The sequence below is a fragment of the Salinicola sp. MH3R3-1 genome, from assembly GCF_001937155.1.
GTDB classification, from domain to species: Bacteria; Pseudomonadota; Gammaproteobacteria; order Pseudomonadales; family Halomonadaceae; genus Salinicola; species Salinicola halophyticus.
The window spans coordinates 93,303-116,000 of record NZ_MSDP01000009.1 but is presented as its reverse complement, the minus strand read 5'-3'; the positions used below and the strand labels follow the sequence as shown (position 1 = coordinate 116,000).

The 22,698-nt window shown below is 58.0% G+C and carries 21 protein-coding genes and 2 tRNA genes; 8 read left to right on the top strand and 15 right to left on the bottom strand.

Annotation, left to right across the window (positions count from 1 at the left end; genetic code table 11):
• Positions 1–176 precede the first annotated feature (176 nt).
• From BTW08_RS07180 to BTW08_RS07145, 7 genes are all read left to right on the top strand, one after another.
• Positions 177–737, top strand: coding sequence for a nitroreductase family protein (locus BTW08_RS07180; RefSeq protein ID WP_075561836.1), 561 nt, complete (start codon positions 177–179; stop codon positions 735–737).
• A 133-nt stretch (positions 738–870) separates the two neighbouring features.
• A tRNA-Ser gene (locus BTW08_RS07175) sits at positions 871–958 on the top strand.
• Between the two features lie 640 nt (positions 959–1,598).
• Complete coding sequence (locus BTW08_RS07170; RefSeq protein WP_075561835.1) at positions 1,599–1,886, top strand: S24 family peptidase; 288 nt, start codon at positions 1,599–1,601, stop codon at positions 1,884–1,886.
• Positions 1,887–1,970: 84 nt separating this feature from the next.
• Complete coding sequence (locus BTW08_RS07165) at positions 1,971–2,543, top strand: DUF4145 domain-containing protein (RefSeq protein WP_168170642.1); 573 nt, start codon at positions 1,971–1,973, stop codon at positions 2,541–2,543.
• Positions 2,530–3,384 carry a hypothetical protein gene (locus tag BTW08_RS07160; protein WP_075561833.1) on the top strand — a complete coding sequence of 285 codons (855 nt, stop codon included), beginning with the start codon at positions 2,530–2,532 and terminating at the stop codon, positions 3,382–3,384. The genes BTW08_RS07165 and BTW08_RS07160 overlap by 14 nt, the downstream gene beginning before the upstream one ends.
• A 749-nt stretch (positions 3,385–4,133) precedes the next feature.
• Complete coding sequence (locus tag BTW08_RS07150) at positions 4,134–4,457, top strand: transcriptional regulator (protein WP_075561832.1); 324 nt, start codon at positions 4,134–4,136, stop codon at positions 4,455–4,457.
• 308 nt (positions 4,458–4,765) lie between these two features.
• Complete coding sequence (locus tag BTW08_RS07145; protein ID WP_075561831.1) at positions 4,766–5,461, top strand: aspartate/glutamate racemase family protein; 696 nt, start codon at positions 4,766–4,768, stop codon at positions 5,459–5,461.
• A 184-nt stretch (positions 5,462–5,645) separates the two neighbouring features.
• Here the strand turns inward: BTW08_RS07145 and BTW08_RS07140 are convergent, their stop codons facing one another.
• The 9 genes from BTW08_RS07140 to BTW08_RS07100 form a co-directional block, all read right to left on the bottom strand.
• Positions 5,646–5,825 carry a DUF4236 domain-containing protein gene (locus BTW08_RS07140; RefSeq protein WP_075561830.1) on the bottom strand — a complete coding sequence of 60 codons (180 nt, stop codon included), beginning with the start codon at positions 5,823–5,825 and terminating at the stop codon, positions 5,646–5,648.
• 22 nt (positions 5,826–5,847) lie between these two features.
• Positions 5,848–6,174 carry a hypothetical protein gene (locus BTW08_RS07135; RefSeq protein WP_075561829.1) on the bottom strand — a complete coding sequence of 109 codons (327 nt, stop codon included), beginning with the start codon at positions 6,172–6,174 and terminating at the stop codon, positions 5,848–5,850.
• Positions 6,175–6,343: 169 nt separating this feature from the next.
• Complete coding sequence (locus tag BTW08_RS07130) at positions 6,344–8,626, bottom strand: EAL domain-containing protein (RefSeq protein ID WP_075561828.1); 2,283 nt, start codon at positions 8,624–8,626, stop codon at positions 6,344–6,346.
• A 212-nt stretch (positions 8,627–8,838) separates the two neighbouring features.
• Positions 8,839–9,825: a sugar phosphate isomerase/epimerase family protein gene (locus tag BTW08_RS07125; protein ID WP_075561827.1), complete on the bottom strand. Its 987-nt coding sequence runs from the start codon at positions 9,823–9,825 to the stop codon at positions 8,839–8,841.
• The gene (locus BTW08_RS07120) at positions 9,822–11,333 is read right to left on the bottom strand and encodes a flagellar biosynthesis protein FlgA (protein WP_075561826.1); all 1,512 of its coding nucleotides are present in this window, start codon (positions 11,331–11,333) and stop codon (positions 9,822–9,824) included. The genes BTW08_RS07125 and BTW08_RS07120 overlap by 4 nt, the downstream gene beginning before the upstream one ends.
• Before the next feature lie 34 nt (positions 11,334–11,367).
• Positions 11,368–12,921, bottom strand: coding sequence for a tripartite tricarboxylate transporter permease (locus BTW08_RS07115; RefSeq protein WP_075561825.1), 1,554 nt, complete (start codon positions 12,919–12,921; stop codon positions 11,368–11,370).
• A 25-nt stretch (positions 12,922–12,946) separates the two neighbouring features.
• Positions 12,947–13,438: a tripartite tricarboxylate transporter TctB family protein gene (locus tag BTW08_RS07110; RefSeq protein WP_075561824.1), complete on the bottom strand. Its 492-nt coding sequence runs from the start codon at positions 13,436–13,438 to the stop codon at positions 12,947–12,949.
• 76 nt (positions 13,439–13,514) lie between these two features.
• Positions 13,515–14,546 (bottom strand): tripartite tricarboxylate transporter substrate binding protein, encoded by a 1,032-nt coding sequence (locus BTW08_RS07105; protein ID WP_210403209.1) that lies wholly within the window; start codon positions 14,544–14,546, stop codon positions 13,515–13,517.
• Between the two features lie 120 nt (positions 14,547–14,666).
• Positions 14,667–15,707, bottom strand: a complete 1,041-nt coding sequence (locus BTW08_RS07100; RefSeq protein WP_075561823.1) for a 4-hydroxythreonine-4-phosphate dehydrogenase PdxA — start codon at positions 15,705–15,707, stop codon at positions 14,667–14,669.
• 275 nt (positions 15,708–15,982) lie between these two features.
• On the opposite strand from BTW08_RS07100, the gene BTW08_RS07095 reads away from it, so the two are divergent.
• Positions 15,983–16,663 (top strand): GntR family transcriptional regulator, encoded by a 681-nt coding sequence (locus tag BTW08_RS07095; protein ID WP_075561822.1) that lies wholly within the window; start codon positions 15,983–15,985, stop codon positions 16,661–16,663.
• Between the two features lie 1,011 nt (positions 16,664–17,674).
• Here BTW08_RS07095 and BTW08_RS07090 read toward each other — a convergent pair.
• From BTW08_RS07090 to BTW08_RS07060, 6 genes are all read right to left on the bottom strand, one after another.
• Positions 17,675–17,905, bottom strand: coding sequence for a hypothetical protein (locus BTW08_RS07090; protein WP_075561821.1), 231 nt, complete (start codon positions 17,903–17,905; stop codon positions 17,675–17,677).
• Between the two features lie 220 nt (positions 17,906–18,125).
• Positions 18,126–18,199 (bottom strand) — tRNA-Gly (locus tag BTW08_RS07085).
• A gap of 1,314 nt (positions 18,200–19,513) precedes the next feature.
• Positions 19,514–21,157: a chaperonin GroEL gene (gene groL, locus BTW08_RS07075; RefSeq protein ID WP_075561819.1), complete on the bottom strand. Its 1,644-nt coding sequence runs from the start codon at positions 21,155–21,157 to the stop codon at positions 19,514–19,516.
• Between the two features lie 80 nt (positions 21,158–21,237).
• Positions 21,238–21,531, bottom strand: coding sequence for a co-chaperone GroES (locus BTW08_RS07070; protein WP_075561818.1), 294 nt, complete (start codon positions 21,529–21,531; stop codon positions 21,238–21,240).
• A 167-nt stretch (positions 21,532–21,698) separates the two neighbouring features.
• The gene (locus BTW08_RS07065; protein WP_075561817.1) at positions 21,699–22,229 is read right to left on the bottom strand and encodes an FxsA family protein; all 531 of its coding nucleotides are present in this window, start codon (positions 22,227–22,229) and stop codon (positions 21,699–21,701) included.
• A 114-nt stretch (positions 22,230–22,343) separates the two neighbouring features.
• Positions 22,344–22,607 (bottom strand): ComEA family DNA-binding protein, encoded by a 264-nt coding sequence (locus BTW08_RS07060; RefSeq protein WP_075561816.1) that lies wholly within the window; start codon positions 22,605–22,607, stop codon positions 22,344–22,346.
• Positions 22,608–22,698 lie beyond the last annotated feature (91 nt).

The following is a 22,698-nucleotide window of genomic DNA, read 5'->3' as shown; positions in this document are numbered from 1 at the left end:
CGCTGCCGGCACGGCTGCTGCGGCAGTAACGCTTTTGACGTAGAGTCGGGCGATCTGCAATCGCATCCGATATTCTGCTCAACACTTGGTCAAGAGCATTCGGTCAAGAGCATTCGGTCAAGAGCATTCCTTTAAGAACATTCGTTCAACCACGTGCCTGGATGGAGAAGCCGAACATGGACGCTCTGGAACTACTGCATCAGCGCCGTTCGATGGGCAAGCTGGCCGGCCCCGCACCGACCGCCGAACAGCTCGACGCCCTCTATCGTGCCGCGCTGCGGGCGCCGGACCACAAGGAAATGACGCCGTATCGCTTCATCGAGATCAGTGGGGAAGGGCTGGATCGACTAGGGGAGCTTTTCGCCCAGTCCGATTATCAGGCCAACCCGCATATCGATGAAGGCAACCTCGACGCTGCGCGCAAGAAGCCCAAACGCGCACCGATGATCATCGCCGTGATCGCCAATGTCACGCCGGGCCTGCCCAAGGTGCCACCGGTCGAGCAGATCATTTCGGCCGGCTGCGCGGCCCATGCCATGCTCTACGCCGCCTATGCCCAAGGCCTCGGCGCCATGTGGCGCACCGGCACCTACGCACATGACAAGACGGTCTGGCACGGTCTTGGTCTCGGCGATGAGGAAGAGCTGATCGGCTATCTGTACCTGGGGCAGCCGGGCGGTCGTTATCCTGGCATGCAGATACGCAATCCGGATGACTACGTCGAGCGATGGACCTGACGCCTCGGTGGTGCCCATAGAGGTAAAAGGGCGACGGTAAAGAGAAAATGGCTTGCGATCACAGGCTTAGCTCGTTACTATGTGCGCCGTTCTGAACGGTGCGGCACAGCCGAAACGGTCGGGATGACAATGCGGAGGGGTGTCCGAGTGGTCGAAGGAGCACGCCTGGAAAGTGTGTAAGTCGCAAGGCTTCGAGGGTTCGAATCCCTCCCCCTCCGCCACGAATTCTGAATCAGCCGGCTCGAGTAGCCGGCTTTTTCATGTCTAGGATAAAGCGAAAAGCGGGGGAGTGGATGAGAACCCTCCGGTTCGAGCCAAGGCGCGTAGCGCCGGGCGGCGGAGCGTAGCGACGCCCATCCCTCCCCCTCCGCCACGAATTGAAAAGAACCGGCTTTCAACAGCCGGTTTTTTTATGCCTGGAATTTGGCGCCAGAAGGGGGAGGAGATGAGAACCCCCCGGTTCGCACCGAGGCGCTCGCGGTTTTGGTTTTCGAGCGCCGACAAGCGTCAGCAATCCCTCCGCTGTTGTTTTTACCTCCGCCACGAATTGAAAAGAACCGGCTCTCAGTAGCCGGCTTTTTATGCCTGGAATTTGGCGCCAAAAGGGGGAGGATATGAGAACCCTCCGGTTCGCACCGAGACGCCCACGGTTTTGTTTTTCGAGCGCCGACAAACGGCCTCGCAAAGCGAGCTGGCAATCTTCTTGCTGTTCCTCAACCGCCATCAATAAGAGTCGATCTGATCGACGATGGTCCTCTGTAGATTCAGATTCAAGTGTGACATCGTGTTTCCGTCGAGACTTTCGCGTGCCATTATGGTTAGCGAAGCGTTGCGGCTTGCCAAGCTGGATACGGGCTTTTCATGGGCTTTGAGCAGATTGTGGCTTGGTTCATCCAAGGTTCCATGGGCGACACGATCCGCGACCGCGAGCAGGTGCTGGTGAATCGAGTCCAGCGCACTCCCGACGGCGTTTTCCTACTCCGCATGGGCGATGAGCTACGACTAAAGCGCGTGCAGCGTGTCGCCGGTGGAGCGTGGATACTGATCAGCGATAATCCGGCTTACGAGCGGGAGCTGATCAAGCCTGAGGATCTCGGCGGGATGGAGATCATCGGGCAGGCATGGCGGAAGGTTGGAAGGGTTTTCTGAACTTGGAGTCTCAAAATAATGTTTTACCCACCTACATTTCGAGCTAATGCTTTCACTTGTCCTCTATGTAGCGCATACGCAAATATGCGCTGGGAGATCCTGTTCGGAGATGGATCTCCACATCTATGGTTGTGCCGTTGTGCGCATTGTGAAAAATATTCCTATTGGTCTGACGAATATCATTTTCCTAAGCAGTTTCACAAAAAAATGCTTTATCCGATAGTCGTACATCTACCTGCAGCTCATGAAGATATGCCGAACGATGCTAAAGTATATTTTAACGAGGCCCGCGAAGTTTTCGCACATTCTCCCAGAGCCGCCGCCGCACTATTACGCCTTTCTTTACAAGTTTTGTGTTCCATTCTAGGTAAAAGCAAAAACATAAATAAAGCGATAGGTGAGCTGGTATCTGACGGACTGCCCAGAGAAGTACAGATGGCCCTAGATGCAATAAGGATTATTGGTAACGAATCGGTTCATCCCGGTGAGATTCAAGATTCTGAACTAAGCGATGGGGTTGGTAAAGCCTTCGAGCTACTAAACTTTATTGTGCAGGATAGAATTACTCGCTTAAAGGAAGTTTCCGCTCTTTATAATAGTCTGCCAGTCAAAAAGCTCGATGCTGTTAATGAACGAGACAAAAATGGAAAAGCTTAAAATTAAATCTTTTTTTTCATGGTTTCTGCAGGGAACTCCGCTTGGAATTCTGTTCTGGGGAGGCGCTGTCTATTTTGTTCTTCTTTTGACATTAGGTGATGATAATCTTGTAGACGTCATAAACAGCTTGGCATGGCCTGTTGCGATTGGGCTGGTGCTATACGCTATCAGACCCGAGCTTGCTCGTTTTCTCTCTAGGCTTGCAGAGGTTCGCGTATACGACACCTACTTCAAGCTGAAGTTGGAAGAAGCTTCATACGATGAAAGCTCTGAGTCCAAATGCACAGATGATGCTGGATTTGCCGAGACTGGTTTAACGGATGATGAAGGCCTGAAATCAGAGTTTGTAAAGGATGATCTACCTGATGAGTTTTCCTCCGAAGATGATAAGGCTAGGAATCAGAAAAATAGCGAGGCTGCTATTAAAAAGCATCACACTGACCGGCATGGTGCCAAATATCGGAGTCGCTTTCGGCTCTCATACCCTGATGCGGATGGCTCATCTACTAGGGGGACAAGTAACTCTGTTGGCGCGGTGGTTGAGTCTTGGAGAAGAATATCTTTACTGTTGCGCATGCTTGCAAAGAAGGAGGGTGTCTCCTATAGAATTGATTCTAAAATTATAAGGGGGTTGGCCGAAAAGGACTTGATTGACCCGGAATTACATAAGATGTTACTGGCTTTATATCAGCTCCGTAACGTTGCTGTACATTCTGAATCGGAATCCATAAGCTACGAGTCCGCTTCGAAATATGAGAGCTATGCGGATAGAGTTGAAGCAAAATTAAATAAGCTTATAAACAATATTGAAAGTCCAAAAGCCAGTAGCGACGAGGGCTAATATAAGTAGTGCATGGCTATTTTTCTACTGCTTGCTTATCTGCTCATCGCTTCAATGAGCGACGCGTCAAGGACTCATGGATACCATACTAGACTATGGCAGCCGCGTGGAACTCGTTGCCCATCAAAGAAAAGCTGTTTTTCCGTCTACGCTATAGCTTATGTGCAGCCGCTTCTCCCTCTAAAGTACCTACCCGCGATTCGCTCACCGGATCGGTGAGCTTCGCGTCGATGATCCGCCGACACCACGCTACAACGTGGCACCGGGCACGTGGATCTCATCCGTTCGTCGGCAGCCGGACGATCCGCAGCTGACTTTCGATAGCGTGTGGTGGGGCTACAAGCCGAAGTGGGCGGTTGAGAGAGCGAGTTATCATGCCGCATAGTAACTTATAGGTTACTTTATTAAGTATGAAGATCGAGCACCGAGAATTCCTGCGCGACGATGGATCCAGCCCCTACTAGGAGTGGTTCGAAGGGCTCGATGTCCAAGCGGCTGCCAAGGTGGCCAGTGCTGAGTACCGTATGTCGATGGGTAACACCTCGAATATCAAATGGTTCGAGGGGATCGGTGAGTACCGCATTGTGGACCAGGGTATCGGATCTATCTGGCGCGAGATGGAGAAGAGTTGATCATCCTGTTTGGCGGCGGCATGAAGAAACGCCAACAGGCCGATATCGACAACGCCAAGGTGCTACGCGAGGACTACAAGCGGCGTAAGCGTCAGGCGAAGAAGGGAGGGAAATGATATGGCACTGTCCCGTGATTTCAGGACAACCATCGCTGCTCGCGTGGAGCGAGACCCGGCATTCGCCAAGGCAATGCTAGATGAGGCGGTTACGCTGTTCCTTAATGGCGAGCCGGACAGCGCCCGAGTGATGCTGCGCGACTTGGTAAACGCCACGGTCGGGTTCGAAACGTTAGCCGAAGAGACTGGACGACCCAGCAAGAGTTTGCATCGCATGCTGTCCTCATCCGGTAATCCTGGCATGGATAACCTGGCGGCCATCCTTGGTGCCGTGCGCAAGGCGCTGAAGGTCAACCTGGAAGTGCATACGATCAGCGCCGCCTAAGTAGGGCGCGCCGCACGAAAAAATAGCCACTGGGTTGGAATTTCTCCCTCGTCTCTCAATCCAGCCGCCTTTCAGCGGCTCGTCTGAATCGGTTATCTATCAACCTGCAGTTCGCAGCTGCAGTTCGAAGCTTTAGTCGTCGATGTCGTAGCTTACTTCGACGAGCGGCTAGGCTACTCGCTTTCGATGCACCACTACTCGCCTCGGGCAAGGGGGCCGCCGGCCGGGAGGCTCCGGATCACTACGTTGGCTTGCTCCCGCCGATATGCGATAAAACCGAATCAGTCGAGAACAGGATCGGAGTCGCAATGAAAACCATCGGCGTGCTGGGCGGCATGAGCTGGGAGTCCACGCAGAGCTATTACCGTCTGCTCAATGAAGGCGTGCGCGACCGTCTCGGCGGGTATCATTCGGCGAAGATCGCGATGGTCAGCGTCGACTTTGCCGAGATCGAGGCGCTGCAGCAGAGTGGTGATTGGGATCAGGCAGGGGAGGCGCTGGCGCAAGCGGCCCGTCAGGTCGAAGCCGCGGGTGCCGAATGCCTGCTGCTGGCGACCAATACCATGCACAAGGTAGCCGGTGCGATCGAGTCGGCGCTGAACATTCCTTTTCTCCATATTGCCGATGGCACCGGGGCACGATTGCGCGCCGATGGCATCGATCAGGTCGGCCTGCTGGGGACACGCTTCACGATGGAGCAGGATTTCTATCGAGGTCGGTTACTCGACGAGCATGGCGTTTCCTGCCTGGTGCCGTCTCGGGAAGATCGGGATAGCGTTCATCGAATCATCTTCGAAGAACTGGTCCACGGCGTGATCAACGAATCGTCGCGACAGGTTTATCAAGAGATCGTCGCCAGGCTTCAGGCGCAGGGCGCGCAAGGTGTGATTCTGGGGTGTACGGAAATCGCGTTGCTACTGCGGCAGCAGGATTGCGATCTGCCGCTTTATGACACGACTGCGCTGCATGTCGATATGGGGTTAAAGTTTGCCTTGAGCGAATAGCCAATCCGAGTGAATCTCCCTCAAAGTGACGAGACAAATCAAACTGTTGTGGCGCGCCAACCGATCGATAATGGCGCTGGGGACAATCCCCTGCGTACTTGCCCGGCCTTCGGGCCGGGTCTTTTTTGACCGGCTGCCGGCTAGCGCTTCTTCTTTCCCGCCTTCCCCGTTCGTGATGTCCGCTTCATAGTGATTGTCGATGGTAGACACCGGAGCCGGGAATACCTGCGTGGCTATGAATGCCGCGACGGCTGAAATTCAGATTGGCGCCGCGAGGCCCGATCGAGAGCGTCGGGCCATGATTGTCGAGCCGAACCCGCAGCCCTGGTGCCAGCCGCAGCATGCGGCGAAAGCGTAATCCCATGGGTTATCTCCTGAAAGCCTGTTCACGGTTGACTGCGACTGACGGAATTCGTTCGGCGGCCTTTCAGCGTTTGCCACACCGGGCTGCCGGGAGCGATCAATGCCAGCACGGCGCAGGCGACGGCGGGAGAGAGGACATCGAAGCTGGAGTCCAACGACCAGTGATGGAACAGCCCGTAGAGATAGGCGACATGGTTGGGGCCGCCCCCGGCGTACTCGTGTTGAGCGATTTCGCGCCCCAGAAATACCGCGACGATCAGCGAACCGCCCACCCAACGGCCGACGAGCGGCCACAGCAGGCACTGAAAGGCGACGGCGATGATGGCGTGTTCAAGATGAGTGATGTTCATGACGCCTCGTGTCGAGCTTGGCTTCTGAGCATAGCTATCGTCTGACGCGTGAAGCATCGAGGCGAGAGTGATTTATCTAGCCCTGCCGATTGACGCGAGTCTAAGGTCGTCTGCGTGCGTCGAGCGGTAGTCCGGATTGGCGCACAGCCGCTTATCCAGTTTGAAAACGTTACTGACTCGAGGCTTGATAACCCTCGGCCAGCGTCAGCAACAACTTGGCCATTTTTTGTGGCGGCATGGGCCGAGCCAGCAGGAAGCCCTGTACATAAGGACAGCCCATGGCCTTGAGCATATCGAGTTGTGCTTGGGTTTCGACGCCCTCGGCGACGATTTTTACATCCAGCGCCTGCCCCAGGCCGAGAATGCTTTGCACGATGGCCATCGTGCGCCTGTGGGTCAGCATGCGCAGCACGAACGAGCGGTCGATCTTGATCGAATCGATCTGGTATTTGTCGATGTAGCCCAGCGAGGAATACTCGGTGCCGAAATCATCGAGCGCAACCTGCACGTCCAGCGACCGCAATTTTTCCAGTACTTGCCCGACTAACGCCGGATCGTGAAGAAAGACATTTTCGGTCACTTCGATCTGCAGGCGATTCGCCGGGAAGCCGCTGGTCTCCAGTATGGATTGCACTTCCGCAATGAATTGATATTGCTTCAGCTCCCGGGCCGAAACGTTCACGCTCAGGTGCAATTCCAGCTCGGGATATTGTTGGGTCCAAGCTTGTAATTGTTTACATGCCTGATCCATGACCCAGCGACCAATCTCGCGAATCACGCCGATCTCTTCGGCGATAGGAATGAAAGTAGCGGGCGATACCAGGCCGCGCTGCGGGTGATGCCAGCGAATCAGTGATTCGACACCCCAGAGTGCACCCGTTAGCGAGTCGTAAATGGGCTGGTAGTGAAGAGAAAATTCACTTTGCGCAATGGCATTCTTCAAGTCGTTTTGCAGCGACAGAGCCTCAACGGCGTTGGTGCGCATCGAACCGGTAAAGGGGGTGAAATTTCCGGTTCCATGGGCTTTGGCGGCATACATGGCTACATCGGCATCACGCAGCAGTTCTTCAGGGGTGGTGTACTCTTCACTGACACCGACGATACCGATACTGCAGGATGTGAAAATATCCTGGTCACTCAGTCTGAACGGCGTCTGCAGTTGGTCGATTATCTCCTGGGCCAATTGGACTGCCACCCGATCGTGCTCCTCACCCTCGACCACTATCACGAACTCGTCACCGCCAACCCGGGCCAGTGTATCGCCGCCACGCAGGCAGCTTTCCAGACGGCGTGCCACTTCCATGAGCAGTAGATCGCCGGCGCGATGCCCCAAGCTGTCGTTGACCAGCTTGAAACGATCCAGATCCAGAAAGAGCACGGTGGCTTGCAGTGGTTTGCCGCCATGCTTGCGACTTAGCACTTTGTTGAGCCGATCCATGACGAAAGCGCGGTTGTACAGTTTGGTCAGATCATCGTGAAACGCTGCGTAGGACAGCGTTGCCTCAATGCGCTGACGTTCAAGCAGCTTGGCTTCCAGTGCCAGTTTTTCAGCTTGAGCAATGCGCGCCTGATTGCTGATTTCTTCGGCCTGTTTGCGCTCACTGATGTCGCGTTGCACCGAGACCCAGTGTGTGAACCAGCCGCGCTCGTCGGCCACTGGCACGATGCTGAGTTCGACCCAGAACTCGCTGCCGTCACGGCGTGTGTTGAGCAGTTCCACCTCGACGGGCTGCCACTTTCTAAGCGCTGCCTTGAGGCGGTCGAGCGCTTGGCGATTGGTTTGCTCGTTTTGCAGCAGGCGCGGGGTCTTGCCCAGCACTTCCGCTTCGCTGTAGCCGGTGGTTCTCGTAAAGGCTGCATTGCAATAAACGATGCGCGGGCCGGGAAGTTCGATAGGCTCGGCTTCGGTGATCAGGACGGCGTCGTTGGCGTGTACCACGACGGACTCGAGCAGGCGCAGGCGCTCCGAAATCACCGGGCTAGGCGCACTGGGCGTGTCATGCACGTTATGAGCGTCGAGCCGAAACGCCAGTTGCACGGCGTGCGTGTGCAATACGTAGCGTTGTGCCGCGCTCAAGCCGGCATGCGGTTCATGGTCGGCAATTAACAGGGCGCCGAGTATCTCGTTGTGGCGACCCTTGACCGGCACGGCAGCGATAAAGCGTATTTCGCGCCCGCCCGGCGGTCGCAGCCCCGGTAGCATCAGGGCTGTTTCGGCGCGGGTATCGTTGATCGCTAGGAGATCGGTCTGGCTGAGTGCGTTACGCAGGTGCGACACGCTATCGGGGTCGAGTGCTGCGGGACGCGGCATGCCAAAGCAGGCAAGCGCTGACCAGTTTGACTCGCTGGTCCAGTAGAACACGCCCCAGGGACAGTCGGCGGAGTGCGCGGTGCTGCGTACAAGCTGATTCAGAGCAGGTGTTTGATCGATGCCATAAACAGTGATTGTCATGCTCACCTGTCGGGTAAGGAAAATAAGTGGCTCGATCGTTCAACGATATCGGCGTTCCCGCTGGGTCGAGGGCAATATCTTTGATATTAGCGGCCACAACTCGAATAACTGAAGTCAATTCGCGGCAGCAGTCATTTCCTGACTCAGCTTCTCGAACAGTTACCCTCGAATGACGTGCCAACACGCGACTGGCCGACCCCGCCGGCAGCCGGCTATTTCAGTGAGGGTTGCTTGACTTGGCTCAAGCCTTGAGTGACATGGCGACAGGCGGGCAGGACGCGTTCGCGCAGGTAGCGTTGATTGGCGGCGCAGACGCTGAGACCGTCGCCGCCGTAATGCTCAAGACAGATCACGCCGCGAAAGCCGGCTTCGACGGCAAGTTTCATCGCCTGACGATAATTGATCAGGCCGCTCTCCATCGGTGCTGGAAAGGCGACATAGTGCCCCCGCTCGGTGTCCTCGTCGCGCATGTAGTTTTTGGCGTGCCAGAAGTTCGACCACGGCAGCACCTTGTGGAAAGCCTCGAGCCATGGCTCGACCGGACGGTGCAGGCGGATCAGGTTACCGATGTCCGGATTCAAGCCCACCGATGGCAATCCGATCTCCTCGACCATGGCGACGGCCGAATCGGCGCTGCCGAGGTAGGTGTCTTCGTACATCTCTAGCGACAGCACGATGCCCAGCTCGGCGGCGTGCTGGCCGAGTTCGCGGATACGAGTCACTGCCTTCTGCCACTGTGCCCGATCGTCGGGATCGTCGGGATCGTCGCGGTGGCCTTCGACCGTCCAGAACCAGAGCTGGCGCTGCTGGGCCTCGGTCAGGGGGCGGTGCAGGCCGATCGACACGGTGCCGATACCGAGCCTGGCCGCGGCCTCCAGCGAGCGATGGCTGTAGGCGAGGTGGTCGTTGCCATGGCGCTCGTCGATCACGCTCGAGCGCACTACCGAGATCGAACTGGGTACTAGACGCGCGGATTTGATCACGCTGGCGAGGGCGTCCAGTTGGGCGCTCGACAGGTCGCCGGGGCGAAAGCAGTTATCGGAGAGATCGACACGATCGAAGCCCGCCTCGGCGATCTCCTGGAACAGCGGCTGCCATTGCTCGGCGCTGGCCTCCTGGAGCGGAGTGCCATCTGCCAGCCGGTTGGAGAAAGGCAGCATGGCAGCCGCAATCGGCCAGTCGGAAAGGTCGGAAGTCATCTCGGATTCTCGTTAGCGTCAGGGATAGAAGGCTTAAAGATAGAAGACTCGGTGCCAGAGGGCATGCTGCTGGCGGACATGTTGCTGGCGGACATGTTGCTGGTGGACATGGCCGGGGCGAAGAACAGGGCATCCTGAGTCTGGCGCAACTTCCACAGGTATGAGCTTTGATCGATCGCGACGTCACGCACACGAATGGGCTCGCCCGCGCGGACCGAGCGCATCAACACTCGGTTGGCAGCAAGATAGTAGGGCAGCGGGGCGTCGTCGCCGAGCGCACTGGCCGGCACCAGCGCCGAAGATACCTGGTCGATGCTGTGATGGTGGCCATGAGCGGTGAGCGTGGTGCCTTCGGCCAGGTCCGCTTCGGCCATCGCGATCAGATCGACGTGCGGCCTTGGCTGGGCGACGCCGCTAGGGACGCCGCGACGCACCATTTCCAACAGGGTGGTCGCGGCTTCGAGACCGAGCAGGTGACGCGGAAGCGGCAGCATCGCGCTGTCGCCACGCCGGCTGACCAGATGGCCTTTCTCGGCCAGCATCTGCCAGCTGGCGCGATCATGACCGCGCACGACCACGAATACGCCACCCGCGAGGCTGAATTCGTCCGGCCGACGCAGGCAGTGGAAGACTTCCAGTGCCGGCGTCCGCGTCAACAGCCCGCCGTCGGCGACCGGCACGAACAGCTCGGCGATCTCGTTGAGACGCGCGATGGGATAGTGCAGCGCCGGGCGATCCGGGAGCAGGCCAGTGGCGTTGGCGACGATCGACATCTCGCACAAATCCGGCACCGCATGCTGGGGTAGCGCCCCGGCAATTCTGCTGCGATCCGCTAGCCACTGATGATGGCCTTGGTTGTCCAGCCCCGCGGGCAGGTCCCAGCGCTCCCCGAAGCCGGGAACGGCGACACAGCGGCCGTTGCTGGTCATGGTTTCCATGGTCGGGTCAAACACGAAATCGTATTCGCTCGACTTGCCGGCGGCGAGGATCTCCAGCCCCACCGTCTCGGCCCAACTGATCAGGCCGATTGCCAGTGCCGGCTGATCGCCATCCACCGGGCTGATCACGCAACCCTGCTTACGCGCCATGGCCGCCAGGCCGGGGCCGACCACGCTGTCGGCTTCTTTGGTCACCAAGGCAACATGGTGCCCGGCTTCTATGGCGAGGGCGGCATGGCGGGCGCCGGCCTCAGGGTGGCCGGTGGCTTCGATCACCACGTCCAGCGGCAGTTCGATAACGGCTTCCAGCCGGTCGCCGACGATCCAGTTGCCATCGTCCCAGGCGCGCCTGGCTTCTGCCGGCGTTCGGCAATGGCGGATCAGTCGGGGCTCGATGCCGGCGTCGGTCAGCGCCTTGGCCGCCAGATCGGGATCGAGATCGAGCACGATACGAGCGTCGACGGTAGCCAGATGGCGGGCGTGAACCACGAAGCTGCGACCGAACCCACCGGCGCCGATCACACAGCAGCGGATCGGGTCGCCGCCATCGAGATAGTGGGAAAGATGCATGGACGATTTCCTCGAATGGAACGCGGGCCGAGATTCAGGCGCGAGAGTCGGGCGTGGAGGGCTTGTGGTCCCCAGGCTTCTGGCGATGCAGCCGTTGGCGCCAGCCACGTAGTCCGACCAGCTTGGAGATCAATGGCCATACCAGCATCAGCGCACCCAGCCCCATGATCGTGGTGACCAGCGAGTTGGACCAGAAGATGGTCAAAGAGCCGTCGGACATGACCATCGACTGGCGGAAGGCTTCCTCGGCGCGATGACCCAGCACCATGGTCAGCACCAGCGGCGCGACCGGATAGTCGAGTTTCTTGAACAGATAGCCGAGCAGGGCGAAGCACAGCAGCAGCCAGAAATCGAAGGTCGAGTTGGCGACCTGATAGACCCCGGTAAAGATCACCGCGACGATGACCGGGCCGATGATGGCGAAGGGCACCCGCAGGATCGAGGCGTAGAGCGGCACCGTCGCCAGTACCAGAATGACCGCGACGACGTTACCCAGATACATGCTGGCGATCAGGCCCCAGACGAAATCCGGGCGCGTGATGAACAGCATCGGCCCCGGGGTGAGGCCCCAGATCATCAGTCCGCCCATCATGACCGCAGCGGTGGCGGAGCCGGGAACGCCGAGTGCCAACATTGGCAGCAGCGCAGAGGTGCCGGCGGAATGGTCCGCCGCTTCCGGCGAGACGATCCCGTTGGGCTCGCCTTTGCCGAACCGTTCGGGATGTCGGGAAAAGCGCTTGGCGAGGCCATGGCTCATGAACGAGGCGGCGGTCGGCCCGGCGGGGGTGATGCCCATCCAGATTCCGATCAGAATGCTGCGCACCAGCGAGACCCAATAACGTGGCAGCTCGGCCATGGTGCGCAGGATATCCTTGATCCGGATCCGGCTCTTGATACCGTTGAAGCTCAAACCCTCCTCGGTCGTCACCATCAGCTCGGCGATACCGAAAAGCCCCATGACCGCGACCAGGAAGCTGATGCCCTTGACCAGATCGGGAATGCCAAAAGTCAGGCGCAGGCCGCCGGAAACGCTATCCATGCCCACGGTGGCGAACGCCAGCCCCAGCATCATCGAGACCAGCGTCTTCGAAGGCGCGCTGGAACTCATGCCGATAAAGCTGCAGAACGCCAGAAAGTAGACGGCGAAGTATTCCGGCGACGAAAACTTGAGCCCGAACTGTGCCACCCAGTTGGCGAGCAGGGTGATCATCACCACGCCGGCGAGGGCGCCCAGACCGGCGGACATGAATGCCAGGGTCAGGGCGCGGGTCGCTTCGCCGTTGCGCGCCATCGGGTAGCCGTCGAAAGTGGTGGCCACCGACGAGGGCTCGCCGGGAATGTTGAACAGAATCGAGGTGGTGGAGCCGCCGAACAGGGCGCCCCAGTACATGCAGCTCAACAGGATGATGGCCGAGACTGGATCCATGGTGAAGGTCAGCGGCAGCAGCAGCGAGACCCCGTTGGGCGCGCCCAGGCCCGGCAGCACGCCGACCAGCATGCCCAGCATCACCCCGATCACCATGATCATGAGGTGATTCCAGGTGAGGATGGTGGCGAAGCCGTCCATCAGCAGCGAGAGATTGTTCATGGTGCGATCTCCGGAAGACGGACGCTTAGTAGATGCCGAACGCGTGTTCCAGCGGGCCTTTCAATAGCGGCACCTGGAATACGAGTTCGAACAGCAGATAGAAGCAGACGCTGATGGCGATACCGCTGGCGAGCGATTTCCACCAGGCGTAGTGGCCCTGCAGGCGCATCGCGAACAGCACGTAGAGCGTCGTGCCGACATAGAGCCCCAGCAGCAGGGAGACGACGGCAAAGCCGATGATCGGCAGCGTGAAACGAGCGAGCGATCGCAGACGGACAGCGTCCAGGAAGACTTCGTCCTTGTGGCGATGGCCGATGACCGTGCGCAGCAGATTGACGAGGCTCCCGGCGACGACCAGTACGCCGATCCAGAACGGGAAGTAGCCTGAGTCCGGCCCGCTCGGCGTCCAACCGGTGCCGACCTGCCAGGCGCCGTAGCAGATCGCCAAGCCGATGGCGCCGGTCAGTAGCGCGGTGGCGATCTCCATGCTGTAACGGGAAATGCCATTGTGGGTCATGCGGTTCCCTCCTTCTGGAAAAGAAGGGCAGCGCGAAGCTGCCCTGCAACGTCAACCACTCGACAACGTCGTCGGTTCAGGACTTGCTCCAGCCTTCCTGCTCGAAGACTTTCTTGACGGTGCTGGCGTTGTCATCGATGTACTGCTTGAGCTCATCGCCGCTCAGGAATTGGCTGGTCTGCACCGTACGAGTGACGTAGTCCTTCCACTCCGGGGTTTCGCTGACCTTCTTCAACAGATCCTGGTAGTAGGTCACCGCTTCCTTGGGGGCGCCGGCCGGCAACCAGACGGTCCTCGGCATGCGGTACTCGCTGATATCGATCCCCTGGGACTGACAGGTGGGAATATCGCCCCAGCCCTTGCCTTCATAGACGGGTTCGCCCTTGGGCAGCTGTTCCGGGCTGAACACGCACAGCGGCTTGATCATGCCGGCCTGCCACTGGCCCAGGTTCTCGTTGGGGTTGTTGACGTTGGCGTCGACATGGCCGCCGGCCAGCTGCACCAGCGCCTGACTGCCGCCGTTGAAGGGGACGTAGCGGAAGTCGGTACCGGTGGTTTCCTCGATCATGCTGACCAACGTCTGATCGGTGTCCTTGGACTGGCTGCCGGCGAACTGCATCTTGCCGGGATTCTGCTTGGCGGCGTCGATGAAATCCTTGGCGCTGGCGTATTTCGCATCGCCTTTGACCCAGATCAGAAATTCGTCCATGGCCATGGACGCGACCGGCTGGAGATCGTCGGCGGCATAGGGCATTTCCCCGACTTCGGGCAGCAGATACTCGTTGTTGGTGCCGAACGTCAGCTTGTAGGGGTCATCCTTGGACGACGCCGAATAGACATAACCCTCGGCACCGCTACCGCCGCCCTTGTTGGAGACGATGACCGACTTGTCCATCAGCTGATGCTTGCCGATGATCGACTGCACCGTGCGGGCGAAGGTATCCGTGCCGCCGCCGGCGCCGGAGGTCACCACGAATTCGACGGGGCGATCCGGTTGCCAGGCCAGGGCGCTACCGGAGACGGTGAGCGCGGCGAAAAACAGGGCGAGGGGCTTGAGCTTGACCGTTGGCCGGGCCTTCATGGCCGGGGAAAAAGACTTGAGGTACATGGCGTTTCTCCTGTCGTTTCTGGCGTTATTGCTCTTGTGAAAGACGCTTGCGATCCATGATCGACTCGTATGAGTCACTACCTTTCCAGCGTGCCGGTCTGCGCCGGACACGATGAAACTTCAGTCTGCTGCCGCCTGGCGGGCTTGGCTGGCCATGCGTGCTGCCAGCAATAAGGCTTGGCGCGAGGCGCCGAGATCGGCAATGCCGCGGCCGGCGATGTCGTAGGCCGTACCATGAGCCGGCGTGCAGACGGCGAAGGGCAGGCCGCCGAGCATCGTCACGCCGCTATCGAACCCCATCATCTTCATCGCGATCTGACCCTGGTCGTGATACATGGTCAGCACCGCGTGAAAGCCTTCTTTCACGGCGCGAAGGAAAACGGTATCGGCCGGGAAGGGGCCTTCGACATCCATGCCCTGTTCGCGGGCACGTTGGATGGCCGGTTCGATGATCTCGATCTCTTCCATGCCGAAGCTGCCGCCGTCGCCGGCGTGGGGGTTCAGGCCGGCAACGGCAATGCGCGGATGATCGTGTCCGGCCTGCTGCAGGCAGCGGTGGGTCAGTGCCAGTTCGTCGATGATCGATTCCGGCGTCAGCGCCGCGGCAACATCTTTCAACGGAATGTGGGAGGTCACGCGAGCATTCCACACCGATTCCAGAATGTTGAACTCCCGGGCTTTGCCGTCGAAACCGATGGCGTCGGCCACGAAACGGATTTCGTCGTCGTAGCCCGGGTTGGCGTAGCGCATCGCCTTCTTGTTGAACGGGGTGAAGCAGACGGCATCCACCTGGCCGCCATGGGCCAGTGCCAGGGCTTTGCGAAAATTGGTCGAAGCGAACTCCCCGCCGGCCGGTGTCGCCTTGCCTTGATCGACGTCTTCCAGCGCCAAATGGCCTAGATCCAAAAACGCCGGTGATTCGAGATTCGAAAATGCGTCGCCGTCATGGGCGGCCTGAAGCGTTGGCGCGACGCCGGCGACGCGGGCGCCTTCATCGAAGATCCGACGATCACCGATGATGATTAGTCTTGCGGCGTGGTTGACGGCATCGTCCGCGGCCAGTTTGGCTGCCAGCTCGGCGCTGATGCCGGCAGGGTCGCCCATGGCCAGGGCGATGATCGGTCGCTCGGATGCTTCGTGACGCGATGGGGAAAGAGCCATGGTATCTCCTCGTCGTTCGGGGCGGCACTTCGTGGTGAAGCACCCGCTTTGAGAAGGAGATTGCGCTCAAAAACTAAATGTATACATTATACGTTGGTATTGAGGCGGGGACCGTTCGAGGCGCAGTATGATGGCTTCAGATGATTCACCCAGACAGTTACCCAGACAGTTACCCAGACAGTCACCCAGACATTCACCAAGACGAGTATCCTTGAGGGTGCTGAGGCTGAATCGATAAATCCAATGCGTTACTTTCAAACCACCGGCCCCTATTCATGAACAAGACAGCCATGTCCGCGCCGTCATCGTCGCGCTCTGCCATTGCCCGGCATTCACTTCATGATGCGATCACCAGCCACCTTCGAGACATGATCATCGAAGGCGAACTCGAGCCGGGTAAGCGTATCTATGAAGGTCCACTCTGCGAGCGTCTGGGTGTCTCGCGCACGCCGCTCCGGGAAGCCCTGCGCTTTCTGGCGAGCGAAGGCCTGGTCGACCTGACGCCGCAGCGCGGTGCGTCGGTCCGCCAGTTCTCGGCCAAGGACATTCAGGACATGCTGGTGCTGATTCGTACGCTCGAGGAGCTCGCGGGGCGCCTGGCCTGCGAGCAGGGGAGCGACGAGGAGATATCGGAAGTGCGACGGCTGCACGATGAGATGCTGGAGTACTATCGAGACGGCAATCGCCTCGATTACTACAAGACCAATCAGCGCATTCATTCCGCCATCGTGGCGCTGAGCCACAACGAGTCGCTGATTCAGGTTCATGCGTCATTGCAGTCGAAGCTCAAGCGCGTGCGTTTCATTGGGCATGAAGGGAAGGAGAAGTGGGCGGCGGCGGTAGCAGAGCATGAATCGATGATTCAGGCACTGGAACGACGCGATACGTCGGCGCTGGTCGGCGCCTTGAGTGCCCATCTCGAGCATGCCTGGGAGCGGGTGCGGGATGTCGTCTAGCTTGGTCTGAAAACTACCTGTGTTCGGCCATACGGCGTTAAAAACCGGATCAAAAGTCCTCGCTGTCATTGAAAATCGATACGCTGGCCCGGTCCGTTTTCGTCGATTTTTGCCGTGTCTAACTTGCTCTCGACGACTTTTCAGGCAAGCCTTGGCAAGTACGAAACAGAATTATCGGGCTGGTCAATTATATGAATAGTGGTCTAATGAATTGTTCTTTAGGTCAATGTGGGATGTCAATATGGGCGATCTCTTACAAAAAAATAGGATCGAATGACCTACCGGCCATCTCCTTCAAGTATTAATCTTATCGTTCGTTGTAGATCCTTGGTTCCCCGATTTCGGTCGGGGATTTTTTTGCCCTGAATAAGCCTTTCTATCTAGGCAATCAATCATTCATATCACTAGTTGTCCCGTTTTGCTGATCTGTCATCGAGGCAGGGTTATTACATTTACAAAATGCTACCAAATACCCGCTTTTTAGTTAATCCAGGTTGGCTTTGGAATTACGACAGTTGGCGCAAGCTGAGGCGGTAACGTGCATTAGTCGGCCGACTCTTTTTTTGGGTGTTTTACTTTCTGGCAAGATCGTTCGCCTGACATTGGCCGAACAGATTCCTCTTCGCTGGAGACGATTTAATAGCCCAATGGAAGAGGCCGCAATTTGACTCCGTTCCATAATGCTGGTGTGAGTGAGCATCATGGACTCAAGACATGAAGTCGACATCATTCTTTGAGATGTTCAGTAAATGGACTGCGTAGCGATTCACAAGTGATGCTTGTGAGCGGTTTTAAGCATGGATAGCGACAGGAAATTCCGTCAGGGAATACGGTGCCAGGGAAGCGGTTCGGAATCGACCGCAGCCTCCAGCAGGTTAGGCACATGCTGATTGAAAGCCCGGCCGATCAACGGTCGGGCTTTCTCTTTTCCGATCAATGCGATTTGGGCCATGCGGACTGAAAGACGCCTCTCTGGTGAAGGGTGTCTTTCTCGACGTCATCGACCGGGTATCAATGGCTATCCTTGGCATCGTCACCGGGAAGCGTCTGGTCGAACTTGTCCGCGATCTCTTGCTTGACGAACTTGTCCTCACGTTTTTGCATATCGCTGGTGAAATCCGATCTCTCGCCGATGACTGCACCACAGGACGCACAGTGCACTTCATCGCCCTGCGTATCGCCCGTTGCTACCTCCAGACTCTCCTGACCGCATTTCGGACACTTGGTGGGGCGCTGAGCCATTGGATATCTCCTTTTCTGGATTGCCCTATCAGCGTAGCGGATCAACAGCCGATGCGCGCCTTACGTGCACATTATCCTGACTACGAAGGATTGGCCGCGCCACTCGTCAAGATATGGAGACTTTTATGGACAATGACTTGGAGGTGGCAAAAAGATGTCGGACCGACACGAAGGGGAAGGAGCGTAAATAACAAAGTCGGCACACGCTAACGGGCCGTAATGGAGCGGGTGAAGGGAATCGAACCCTCGTCTTAAGCTTGGGAAGCTTCTGCTCTACCATTGAGCTACACCCGCAGTGGTTTTGATAGTAAATTTAACCACTTAGACTTGCAAGCCATTCCACTCTCGTAGCGTCGTTCAGACGAGGCGTCTTTCACTATCTAACCCGTCATCCTTGCCGCGGACGGCCTTGGGGACCTATGGGGCACTCGAGAGCGAGTCGAATCGCCTTGTCTCTGTCGATACCTTGGTCGATGAATCTCTTCACGCGCGTCTTGAGTGTTCCCAACGGCATATCGTGTAGCTGGGCGAGATACGCCAGGCTTTCTTTATTCGGGCCAGTGCCTTTTCTGATGAGAGGTTCTGCTCGATCCCTCGACGTCATTCTCATTGCATTCCCTTTATCTGCCCTATCGAGACGAGTCGGCCGACGCGAAGGGGCCAACACGCACTGACTCTCGTCATCTGCTGAGAGTTGAACGGCAGAAAGCCTGAAAAGTTTAATTTTTCTTAGGCTTCGGAAACGACTTGCAAGATCCTGATGGCCACGCCATTCAGGAATGGGGCAATACCAGACTTCTATCGGACCAGTCGACGTCTAGACAGGTTATGCAGGATATCTTCTCGTGTTTCCCACGACGCCGAGGCATTCGACGGTCGGTCGCCAGCGTCGCAGAATTCCACCGAATGAGGCGCACTGGGTGCCGACTGGGGGGAAGTATCAACAACTTGGGCACCATAGGGAGCCGTTGACTCGATCTGAGGGGGAAAGATCGTCAATGACCCTGAGCCATCTAGGCAAAAGTAGTGCGCATCTTTGAGCTGCTGACGATGGTGACGGCGATTTAACCACCTGGCCTCTTCCTGGGCGGCAGGTCGGTTGAAATAGACATTGATGCAGGCGCCTTCTCGATGGAAATCGGCGACTACGAAGTGTTCATCCAGTGAATTGGGATTGACCGCACGAACAAAATAGCGAGTTGACATGTTATAGCCCCCGAGACAGCGTCTGCTCCAATTTACTGGTGCCGAGAGGGGTACGCATCAGCTAAACACTTGGATGCAGGTAAGCGATTGACGTTATCGTCACTGATATCAAGTCACTGATATCAATAAGTACTGTTCAATACGACTAGTCGAGAGGCGGATCACGGCTACTAACGAGCTACGTGAACGAGGGCATGAACGAGGGCATGAGCGCTGCGGGCGACGGCGGGGAATTTCGAAATCGTTCTGAATTGAGACCTTAAAAAACCCGATACCCGAACTGTTTCAGCTCGAATACCGGGTTTCTGATAATGCTATCCGTGGTCACCGACCCTAAAGAGTCAGTGACCACAGTGGGCTTGGGGCCCGATCAGGTAATGATACCTGGACGACTTAGTCGTCTTACATCATGCCGCCCATACCACCCATGCCGCCCATGTCCGGGCCGCCGCCACCAGCCGGTGCGTCTTCCGGATCTTCGGCGACCATGGCTTCGGTGGTGATCATCAGGCCGGCAACGGAGGCTGCAGACTGCAGAGCCGTGCGCGTTACCTTGGCCGGGTCGAGAACACCCATTTCGAACAGATCGCCGTACTCGCCGGTCTGCGCGTTATAACCGAAGTTGCCTTCACCGTCCTTGACGCGGTTGACGATGACGGAAGCCTCTTCACCAGCGTTGGTCACGATCTGGCGCAGCGGAGATTCCATTGCGCGCAGGGCGATAGCGATACCGTGAGTCTGGTCTTCGTTGTCGCCGGTCAGACCCTGGATCATGGTCAGAACGCGAACAAAGGCGGTACCGCCGCCAGGCACGACGCCTTCTTCGACAGCGGCACGAGTCGAATGCAGCGCGTCTTCGACACGGGCTTTCTTCTCTTTCATCTCGAATTCGGTCGCGGCGCCGACACGGATGACGGCAACGCCACCGGCCAGCTTGGCCACACGTTCCTGCAGCTTCTCACGATCGTAGTCGGAAGAGGTCTCTTCGATCTGGGCGCGGATCTGGGCAACGCGCGCTTCGATGTCGGACTCGACGCCAGCACCATCGATGATGGTGGTGTTTTCCTTGGACATGGTGATGCGCTTGGCGCTGCCCAGGTGGTCGAGGTTGGCCTGCTCGAGGCTCAGGCCGACTTCTTCGGAAATCACGGTGCCGCCGGACAGGATCGCGATGTCCTGCAGCATGGCCTTGCGGCGATCGCCGAAGCCCGGTGCCTTGGCCGCTGCGACCTTGACGATGCCGCGCATGTTGTTGACGACCAGTGTCGCCAGCGCTTCGCCTTCGATGTCTTCAGCGATGATCGCCAGCGGCTTGCCCGACTTGGCGACAGCTTCGAGAACCGGCAGCAGTTCGCGAATGTTGGCGACCTTCTTGTCGACCAGCAGCAGGTACGGGTCTTCGAGCTCGACCGCCATGGTGTCCTGGTTGGTCACGAAGTACGGCGAGAGATAACCGCGATCGAACTGCATGCCTTCGACCACTTCCAGCTCGTCTTCGAAGCCACGGCCTTCATCAACGGTGATGACGCCTTCCTTGCCGACTTTTTCCATCGCTTCGGCAATGATTTCACCGATACGTGCGTCGCCGTTGGCGGAGATGGTCCCGACCTGGGCAATCGCCTTGGCGTCGGTGCACGGTACGGAAAGTGCCTGGATGTGCTTGACGGCTTCAATGACGGCCTTGTCGATGCCGCGCTTGAGATCCATCGGGTTCATGCCGGCAGCGACGCCTTTCAGGCCTTCGTTGACGATGGACTGAGCCAGAACGGTCGCCGTGGTGGTGCCGTCACCGGCAGCGTCGGAAGTCTTGGAAGCGACTTCCTTGACCATCTGCGCGCCCATGTTCTCGAACCGGTCTTTCAGTTCGATTTCCTTGGCAACGGAAACGCCGTCTTTAGTGACGGTCGGTGAGCCGAAGGATTTTTCGAGTACGACATTGCGACCCTTCGGGCCCAGCGTCGCCTTGACGGCGTCTGCGAGAACGTTGACGCCGCGCGCCATGCGCTTGCGTGCATCATCGGAGAACTTGACTTGTTTAGCTGCCATTGTTCGATCTTCCTAATGTAATGCGTGAAATCATGTAAAGCGTGAAATCGTGATGAATCGTCGAGCGTTGGTCAGGCCAATCAGTCTTCGACGACGGCCAGGATGTCGTTTTCGCTCATGATCAGGACTTCTTCACCGTCGACTTTCTGCTTCTCGACGCCGAAGCCTTCCTTGAAAATCACGGTATCGCCAACTTTGACGTCCAGCGGGCGTGCTTCGCCGCTCTCGAGGATGCGACCGTTGCCCACCGCCAGAACCTCACCGCGGGTCGGCTTTTCCTGGGCGCTGCCCGGAAGCACGATGCCGCCGGCAGTTTTCTGCTCTTCTTCTTTGCGACGTACGATGACGCGATCGTGCAAGGGACGGATTTTCATTGCTCACGTTCTCCTGATGGTTGCATGTTGCAAATGCACATTCCCGCATGAGCCAGGCTCAAGGGGCGAAGGCTAGGCCTTCCGGTTAATGGGCCTGATGGCCTAAAGCTATCGCTGCTGCCTTGATTGGGTCTGGTTGCCCGGTTTCAAGGGCGCGACGAAAAAAATTATCGCTGACGGCGGTCTCCGTCCATGTCGTTCTTGCCGAGCCCGTCCGTATCTTTCTTGCCGATATAGTCGCCCTCGATGAGCGGCGTGGAATCCTGAGCGCGGCCGTCATCGGCGGCATCCTCGCGCTGACGTTGGTGCGTACTCCAGTCACCGGGGATATCGTTGCCGCGAACATCGGGATGGCGCGCGCCGCGGCCCGACCAACGTCGCCATAGCTGACCACTGCCCGGTAGCAGACACAGGAGTCCAAACACGTCCGAGAGAAAGCCGGGCGCTATCAACAGCAGGCCGGCAAAAACGAAAGAGGCGCCTGCCATGAGTTCATCCGAAGGGATCTCGCCGGCCGCCATGCGCTCACGGGCGCGCTGCAGTGTCAGCAGGCTTTCGCGGCGAATGAGATGGATGCCGAAGGCGGCGCTGGCGACGATCCACAGCAAGCTCGCCAGTAGACCGATCTTGGCACCGACCGAGAACAGAATGGCGAAATCGGCGATGGCCAGTAGCACAAAGAGCAGAAGCAGGGGCATGAAGTCTCCGTCGTTGACGCTGCCTAATGTGTCAAGATGGAGACGATCGGCGGGATTGCAAGCGGGATTGGCCCGGAGCCATCGTCGGCCCCGGGTAGTGCTGGCGGTAACGAACTAGAGCGTCGCGCTGTCAGCGAGATTGGTAACCGTGGTTTCGCCGATGCCGTCGACCCGAGTGAGATCTTCGAGCGTCTTGTAGTCGCCGTTGGACTCGCGATCAGCGACGATGGCCTGTGCCTTGACTTCGCCGATGCCGGGAAGCGTGGCCAATGTCTCGGCCGATGCCTCGTTGATATTGACCGTGGCATCCTGCGCCAGCGCCGGCAGCGCGCAGAAGCTGAGAAGCGAGAACAGTGCTGCGTGAATCAACGTCTTCATTTTGTGGTTTCCTTCAGAGGTAAGGAGAAAGAAAGCCGGAGTTATTATTGGCCGGCCGTCTCTTTTTCTATCGACGACCTCGACAGCGGAT